This is a genomic window from Vibrio sp. 10N.286.46.A8 (assembly GCF_041470165.1).
GTDB lineage: Bacteria > Pseudomonadota > Gammaproteobacteria > Enterobacterales > Vibrionaceae > Vibrio > Vibrio tasmaniensis_A.
In genome coordinates this window covers 19,579-27,020 of the sequence record NZ_JBFRLX010000193.1, presented here as the reverse complement: position 1 = coordinate 27,020, position 7,442 = coordinate 19,579, and the positions used below count along the sequence as shown (strand labels likewise).

Below are 7,442 nucleotides of genomic sequence, written 5' to 3'. Positions count from 1 at the left end.
CGTCGAAACACTGGTGAAGAATAAGAAGATGATTGCTACCGTCATATAGAAGGTAAATGGCATTTTGGTTGAGCCCGCCGCCAGAGCGCTAACACGTACCATGTCTTCAAGGCCAATAATAGAAACCAGCGCGGTAGTTTTTAGTAAAACCAACCAGTTATTACCAAACCCCGGCAATGCGTGACGAATCATTTGCGGTAATAGAATACGACGGAATGCTAAAACAGGGCCCATGCCATAGGCCTTTGCCGCTTCCATCTCACCGCTGTCGACAGCCATTATCGCACCACGGAAGGTTTCTGCCATGTACGCGCCGAAGATGAATCCAATGGTTAAGACGCCAGCAATGAATGGGCTGACATCAATATAATCAGGTAGGTAAGCGGTCCATTCGTGGTTAGGGTCACTTGATGTGAACCACTCATTGAGCCACTCATTGATGGAATACAAACTGTTGTTTAAAAGGATTTGTCCACCAAAGAAAATTAGCATCATCAATACGAGATCGGGTATACCTCGAATAACGGTTGTGTAGAGGGTTGCAATTGCACGAGCCCAGCGATAAGGCGCGAGTTTAGCTAAGGCACCTAGCATACCAAGAACCATAGCTAAAATTAGCGACAGTAAGGCAACTTCGATTGTAAGCACCGCCCCTTTCAGGATCGACGCTTCATATCCTTGTAAATCAAACATAATGAATTCCAACAGAACTGCGAAAAAGTTGGTAAGACAGGGAGAGGTGAGCCTCTCCCTTAAGAAGTGACGCTAGAGATTACTTACCGTATACGTCGTAGTTGAAGTATTTAGCAGCGATATCTTGGTAGATGCCTTTTTCACGTAGTGAAAGGATTGCAGCATCTAATTGCTTAGTCAGATCTTTGTCTTGCTTACGTAGAGCAATACCAAAACCTTCACCGAACCATTTAGGATCAGTTAGTGATGGACCAACAAACTCGTAGTCTTCACCACCCGCTTTGTTTAGTACACCTTCTTCTAGAGCAGATGCATCACCCAGTACAGCAGCAACACGACCGTTAGCTAGATCAAGGTAAGCTTCGTCAAATGAACCGTAACGAACGATTTCTACTGTGTCGCCGTAGTTATCTGTTAGGTACTTGTCGTGAGTTGTTGCACGTTGAACGGCAATTTTTTGACCACTTAGATCATCAAAGTTAAGGCCTGCACCTTTTTTAGCGATGAACTTGTTCGGGATAAGTGCGTATTTACCTGTGAAATCGATCTTTTTCTTGCGCTCTTCCGTGATAGACATTGCCGCAATGATCGCATCATATTTACGAGCAAGCAGAGAAGGAATAATACCATCCCAATCTTGTGCAACGATCTTACACTTCACCTGCATTTCAGTACAAAGCGCGTTAGCCATATCGACATCGAAGCCTTTCAGCGAACCGTCAGCTTCTGTCCAGCTAAATGGAGGGTAAGCACCTTCAATACCGAAACGTACTGTTTTCCATTCTTTTGCTTGAGCTACGCCCGTTGCAGCAGTTGCAGCAAGTGCCGCGACTAATAACCACTTTTTCATATCCCTACTCCTGTGATTTAGGTTTTTATGTTTTGCTAATTTTAATATTGTGTTTGTTGTTACTTATTAACTTACTTGTTGTGTTTCATTGTTAACACTGTCGCCATTTACCTTAGCAACAGCATTTCAATTCTGATTAGTAAATCGATGAGATAAATTGTTGTAATCGCTCAGATTCAGGCTCAGTAAACAGTTTAGCTGGATCGCCCTGTTCTTCCACCAAGCCTTGATGTAAGAACATCACATGATTTGATACGTCACGAGCAAAAGCCATTTCATGTGTTACCACAAGCATGGTTCTTCCTTCTTCTGCTAGATCGCGCATTACACCAAGTACTTCCCCTACTAACTCAGGATCAAGTGCCGATGTTGGTTCATCAAAAAGCATCACTTCAGGATCTACCGCTAATGCTCTTGCAATCGCCGCACGCTGTTGTTGTCCGCCAGATAAATGACCTGGGTAGTAGTCTTTGCGTTCATATAGCCCTACTTTCTTCAGTAGCAGCTCAGCATTTTCAATCGCTTGTGCTTTAGGTACACCTAAGACGTGAACAGGCGCTTCGATAACATTTTCGAGAACGGTCAGATGAGACCACAGGTTGAAACCCTGAAAAACCATTGCTAAGCGAGAACGGATTCGCTGTACTTGTTTTTCATTGGCAGGAACAGAAACACCTTGGCGGTTATTTTTCATTTGAATTAATTCACCATTAACCCAAATCTCGCCAGCAGTAGGTGTCTCTAAAAGGTTGATACATCTAAGGAAAGTACTTTTACCCGACCCTGAAGATCCGATAATCGATACTACATCGCCTTTATGCGCAGAAAGTGAAATTCCCTTTAAAACTTCATTTTGACCAAACGTTTTGTGTAAATCCTTTATGTCCAGCGCTGGTACATCTTTCATGCGCTTTCTCTCCCAAGTTTGTGAAAATGCAAGGTACTCCGACCTTTTCATGCGATACAAACTAGCACCACACGAAACAACATGCAACAAATTATTAACCTAATAATTGAGAATAAATAGCGATTAACTCTGACTTATTATGCAATGAATAGCGTTTTAGTCTCAATTTACTGAATGAAATGTATCAACAAGCTGGAATTGCGACTCTGGCATTGTTTAAATAAAGTTAATCAAAATGAGATTCTCGTAGCTTGATGCCTCACAAGAAAAACACGTTTTGTGAACTTAAAAACGGCGCTTCCAACAAAATTTAATACCCGCAGTAGTACACCAAACTCACTATACGAGAACGTTATTAGAAGGTCGTTGAGTGGTTAAAACTTCATAGGCAACTAAGAGACCAGTTACTAATAGTGAAACCACTCAGTAAGTAAGAGGTATCCGGCTGATGCTATGTAGAGCAAGACATGAAGAAGATAGCTAACGTCAATTTGTGAAAACTAATTACACAATTCATCAACGGTACGTTAATGAATCGCTTCGTTTTGTAGCTTTCTTTCACATAAACTCATAAAGTGATCAAGATCAATCACCCTAAAGGGTAAGCTTGTTAGACTCAGCAGCAAAGAATAAGGCATTAAAAATGCCAAACATTTCTTTTAACTTAGCTGCATAAAGCACATCAAAACCGTGCAACATAATATTAATAAGTTATAACTAAGAAATAACGCAATTACGCGAAATTTTATAATTCAATTTTAGAATTACTAACATAAAAATATGAGGAATCTATGTCAGACGTTGTGAATAATGCGAACTCTGAAGTAGAAGAGAAAAGCTATAAAGAGCTACACCGCCCTGCTTCTGAATTTGAGAGCCGCTCAGATTACTTAGATCACGAACTTCAAATCATGAAGCCTCGTCGTTTTGGCCTAAACCTTCCAGGCCGTGATTTCCGTTTTGAACTTGAAGATCTTGTTCCTGCACTTGCTGGTACCATCGGTATCATCGCGATGTACTCTGCAGTAATGATGTCTTGGGCTGATGGCCTAACTCAAGCTTGGGATCACGTAAACCTAGGTAAAGACTTCGCGATTGAAGTTGCTCGTGTAGAAATGCTGATTCCTGCACTGCTGTTCTGTATCCTTGCTTCTGGTTTCTTCAACCCGAAAGCAAACCTTGCCGGTAACCACGGCCCAATGATTCCTCTTATTGGTACCATCGCTCTCGCTGGTGCTCACCCTCTTGCATTGGCTATCCTTATCGGTGTCTTCGGTCTAATCCTAAGTTTCCTAAAAGGCGGCTCCAAGCTGGTTAACCTGACTTCGGAAGGTACCGCTGGTGGCTTGCTCATTTTCTTAGGCCTAACGGGTACCATGAGCCAAATTAACTCGATTCAAGCATGGGCGGTTGGTCTTCAATCTTCTACTGTTGAAGCGGGTAGCATGGGTTACGTCGGTCTAATCGTTCTTGCTATTACTATTGCTATCTATGCTTTCTTAGCAAAAGTGAACAAGCGTTGGTTAGCTATCCCAGTTTGTGCATTCACAGGCCTTGCTATTGCATTAGCATTGGGCGCTGGTTTCGATATCGTATTCGAAACTGAAATGGGTATCCCAAACCTAAACCCAGTTTACTGGTGGGGTTCGACTTCTGAAGGTTGGATGCTTGGCTTGCCAAACGTTGAACACTTCATCGCTTCTCTACCATTTGCAATCCTAGCGGTAGCGATGTGGTCACCTGACTTCCTAGGTCACCGTATCTTCCAAGAACTAAACTACCCTAAACGTTCTGAAAAAGTTCTGATGGACGTTGATGACACTATGACTATGTGTTCAGTTCGTCAAATGGTGGGTACTGCGGTTGGTGGTGGTAACATCACTTCTTCTTGGGGTACTTACATGATCCCAGCAGCAATCGCGAAACGTCCAATTCCTGGCGGCGCAATCTTGCTTGGTTCTCTATGTATTATTGTTGCGATTCTTGGTTTCCCAATGGACGTTGCAGTATGGCCACCAGTGATGCGTGTTGCGCTACTTGTAGGTGTATCTCTACCTCTACTTGAAGCGGGTATGCAAATGGTTAAGGATTCAAAGGATTCTCAAGCAGCTGGTATCTGTATCTTCGGTTCAGCGGTTGTTAACCCTGTATTAGCATGGGCTCTGACTATGCTTCTTGATAACAACGGTCTAATTGGTGATAAAGAGCGTGCGAAGCGTCTATCATTTGTAGACAAGATTGTAATCCCTGTTGGCGTTTTAGTTATCTGTTTAGTAGCAATGCTTGCAGTTGGTATGCTAGAAAGTCAATATGGCCTAAAAGCTTGGCTATAATGCTCATTACTACACAAAAGTAGTATTGGGATTAAAAAAAAGTTTGGGTGGCAACCCCTGTCACTCAAATTTTTTCAACTTTTTTTGGCATTTATTGATTTAGTTTAAGGTTTGCAGAAATTTTTTAGCGTAGTCTTGAATACATAGAGTAAAGACAACATATAAAAGGTAGTGACAATATATATAACCATATGACGCTCATATGCTCATATATATTGTTATTAATAAGAGTGTACTACCCTTACGAGGGGCGCTGGCTCAACAGTGTTAATGTACGTATTTTTTCTACTAAAAAGGTAGGTATGTCATGGCAGAGCAATTTGCTAAAGCTTGGGAAGATTTTGCTGCAGGTGAGTGGCAAAGCGAAGTAAACGTTCGTGATTTCATTCAAAAGAACTACACGCCATATGAAGGCGACGAGTCTTTCCTAGTTTCTGAGGGTACTGAAGCAACTAACAAGCTTTGGTCTTCGGTAATGGAAGGTATCAAACAGGAAAACGCAACTAAAGCACCTGTAGATTTCGATACTTCTGTTATCTCTACCATTACTGCTCACGATGCAGGTTACATTGAGAAAGATCTTGAGACTATCGTTGGTCTACAAACTGAGAAGCCACTAAAACGTGCAATCATCCCTAACGGTGGTGTACGTATGGTTGAAGGTTCTTGTAAAGCATACGGTGAAACTCTTGACCCAATGGTTTCAAAAATCTACTCAGAATACCGCAAAACACACAATGCTGGCGTTTTCGATATCTACACTCCTGATATCCTAAAATGTCGTAAGTCTGGTGTTCTGACTGGTCTTCCTGATGCTTACGGCCGTGGTCGTATCATTGGTGACTACCGTCGTGTTGCACTTTACGGTATCAACTTCCTAATGAAAGACAAAGCTGCTCAATTCGCTTCTCTACAAGAGCGTTTCGAGAACGGCGAAGATCTTGCTGCTACAATGCAATTGCGTGAAGAGATCTCTGAGCAACATCGTGCTCTAGGTCAAATCAAGCAAATGGCTGAGAAATACGGTTTCGATATCTCTGAGCCAGCTCAAACTGCTCAAGAGGCTATTCAGTGGACTTACTTCGGCTACCTAGCTGCTGTTAAATCTCAAAACGGTGCTGCAATGTCTCTAGGTCGTACTTCGACTTTCCTAGACATCTACATCGAGCGTGATATCGCTGCTGGCAAAATCACAGAAGACCAAGCACAAGAGATGATCGACCACTTCGTAATGAAGCTGCGTATGGTTCGTTTCCTACGTACTCCTGAGTACGATGAGCTATTCTCTGGCGACCCAATCTGGGCTACAGAATCTATGGGTGGTATGGGTGTTGATGGTCGTACGCTAGTAACGCGTTCGAACTTCCGTTTCCTTAACTCTCTATACACTATGGGTCCTTCTCCAGAGCCAAACATCACAGTTCTTTGGTCTGAGCAACTACCTGACGGCTTCAAGCGTTTCTGTGCGAAGGTATCTATCGATACTTCTTCTATCCAGTACGAAAATGATGACCTAATGCGTCCTGACCTTGGTTCTGATGATTACGCAATCGCTTGTTGTGTATCACCAATGATCGTTGGTAAGCAAATGCAGTTCTTCGGCGCTCGTGCTAACCTTGCAAAAACTATGCTTTACGCAATCAACGGCGGCGTTGATGAGAAGCTTAAAATGCAAGTTGGCCCAGTTGGCGACAAGATCACTGACGAAGTACTTAACTACGATGACGTAATGGGTCGCCTAGACACATTCATGGATTGGTTAGCTAAGCAATACGTGACAGCTCTAAACAGCATTCACTTCATGCACGACAAGTACAGCTACGAAGCGTCTCTAATGGCTCTTCATGACCGTGACGTTCGTCGTACTATGGCTTGTGGTATCGCTGGTCTGTCTGTTGCTGCTGACTCACTGTCTGCAATCAAATTCGCGACTGTTAAACCAATCCGCGACGAAGATGGCATTGCAACTGACTTCAAAATCGAAGGCGATTACCCTAAATACGGTAACAACGACTCTCGTGTAGATGACATTGCTTGTGAACTAGTTTCTACGTTCATGAACAAGATCCGTAAGCTTAAGACTTACCGTGATTCAATCCCTACACAGTCAGTTCTTACTATCACGTCTAACGTGGTATACGGTAAGAAAACAGGTAACACTCCAGACGGTCGTCGTGCTGGCGCTCCTTTCGCTCCTGGTGCAAACCCAATGCACGGTCGTGATGAGAAAGGCGCTGTAGCTTCACTAACGTCTGTAGGTAAACTACCGTTTGCTGATGCTCAAGATGGTATCTCTTACACTTTCTCTATCGTGCCAAACGCACTAGGTAAAGAAGAAGATAGCCAACGTGCTAACCTTGCAGGCCTAATGGATGGTTACTTCCACCACGAAGCTGGCATTGAAGGTGGTCAACACCTTAACGTGAACGTTCTTAACCGTGAAACTCTAGAAGACGCAGTTAAGCACCCTGAGAAATACCCTCAGCTAACGATTCGTGTTTCTGGTTACGCTGTACGCTTTAACTCTCTGACTACAGAGCAGCAAGCTGACGTAATCGCACGTACATTTACTGAATCTCTATAAGCTCCCGCTCAATAGACAGTAAAAACTATTAGCCTCGCCAATGTGCGGGGCTTTTTTATATCTACTCTAAATCTC

5 protein-coding genes are annotated in these 7,442 nt (G+C 43.1%); 2 read left to right on the top strand and 3 right to left on the bottom strand.

What is annotated here, in order from left to right:
• The 3 genes from AB4232_RS17980 to AB4232_RS17970 all read right to left on the bottom strand — a co-directional run.
• On the bottom strand, window positions 1-693 hold a 693-nt coding region (locus tag AB4232_RS17980), incomplete at its 3' end, for an ABC transporter permease (RefSeq protein WP_372087674.1).
• Window positions 694-772: 79 nt separating this feature from the next.
• Window positions 773-1,543 carry an ABC transporter substrate-binding protein gene (locus AB4232_RS17975; protein ID WP_009846319.1) on the bottom strand — a complete coding sequence of 257 codons (771 nt, stop codon included), beginning with the start codon at window positions 1,541-1,543 and terminating at the stop codon, window positions 773-775.
• Window positions 1,544-1,679: 136 nt separating this feature from the next.
• Entirely contained in the window at window positions 1,680-2,450 is a 771-nt protein-coding gene (locus AB4232_RS17970; protein WP_004736532.1) for an ABC transporter ATP-binding protein, read from the bottom strand.
• Between the two features lie 791 nt (window positions 2,451-3,241).
• On the opposite strand from AB4232_RS17970, the gene AB4232_RS17965 reads away from it, so the two are divergent.
• A complete protein-coding gene (locus tag AB4232_RS17965; protein WP_016767646.1) occupies window positions 3,242-4,783 on the top strand; it encodes a DUF3360 family protein in 1,542 nt (513 codons plus the stop codon).
• A 307-nt stretch (window positions 4,784-5,090) separates the two neighbouring features.
• The gene (gene pflB / locus AB4232_RS17960; RefSeq protein WP_372087673.1) at window positions 5,091-7,367 is read left to right on the top strand and encodes a formate C-acetyltransferase; all 2,277 of its coding nucleotides are present in this window, start codon (window positions 5,091-5,093) and stop codon (window positions 7,365-7,367) included.
• Window positions 7,368-7,442 lie beyond the last annotated feature (75 nt).

Bases quoted from the DNA above. Each gene is read 5' to 3' on its own strand.
- AB4232_RS17975 (WP_009846319.1), bottom strand. From the start codon at position 1,543: ATGAAAAAGTGGTTATTAGTCGCGGCACTTGCTGCAACTGCTGCAACG.
- pflB (WP_372087673.1), top strand. From the start codon at position 5,091: ATGGCAGAGCAATTTGCTAAAGCTTGGGAAGATTTTGCTGCAGGTGAG.
- AB4232_RS17965 (WP_016767646.1), top strand. From the start codon at position 3,242: ATGTCAGACGTTGTGAATAATGCGAACTCTGAAGTAGAAGAGAAAAGC.
- AB4232_RS17970 (WP_004736532.1), bottom strand. From the start codon at position 2,450: ATGAAAGATGTACCAGCGCTGGACATAAAGGATTTACACAAAACGTTT.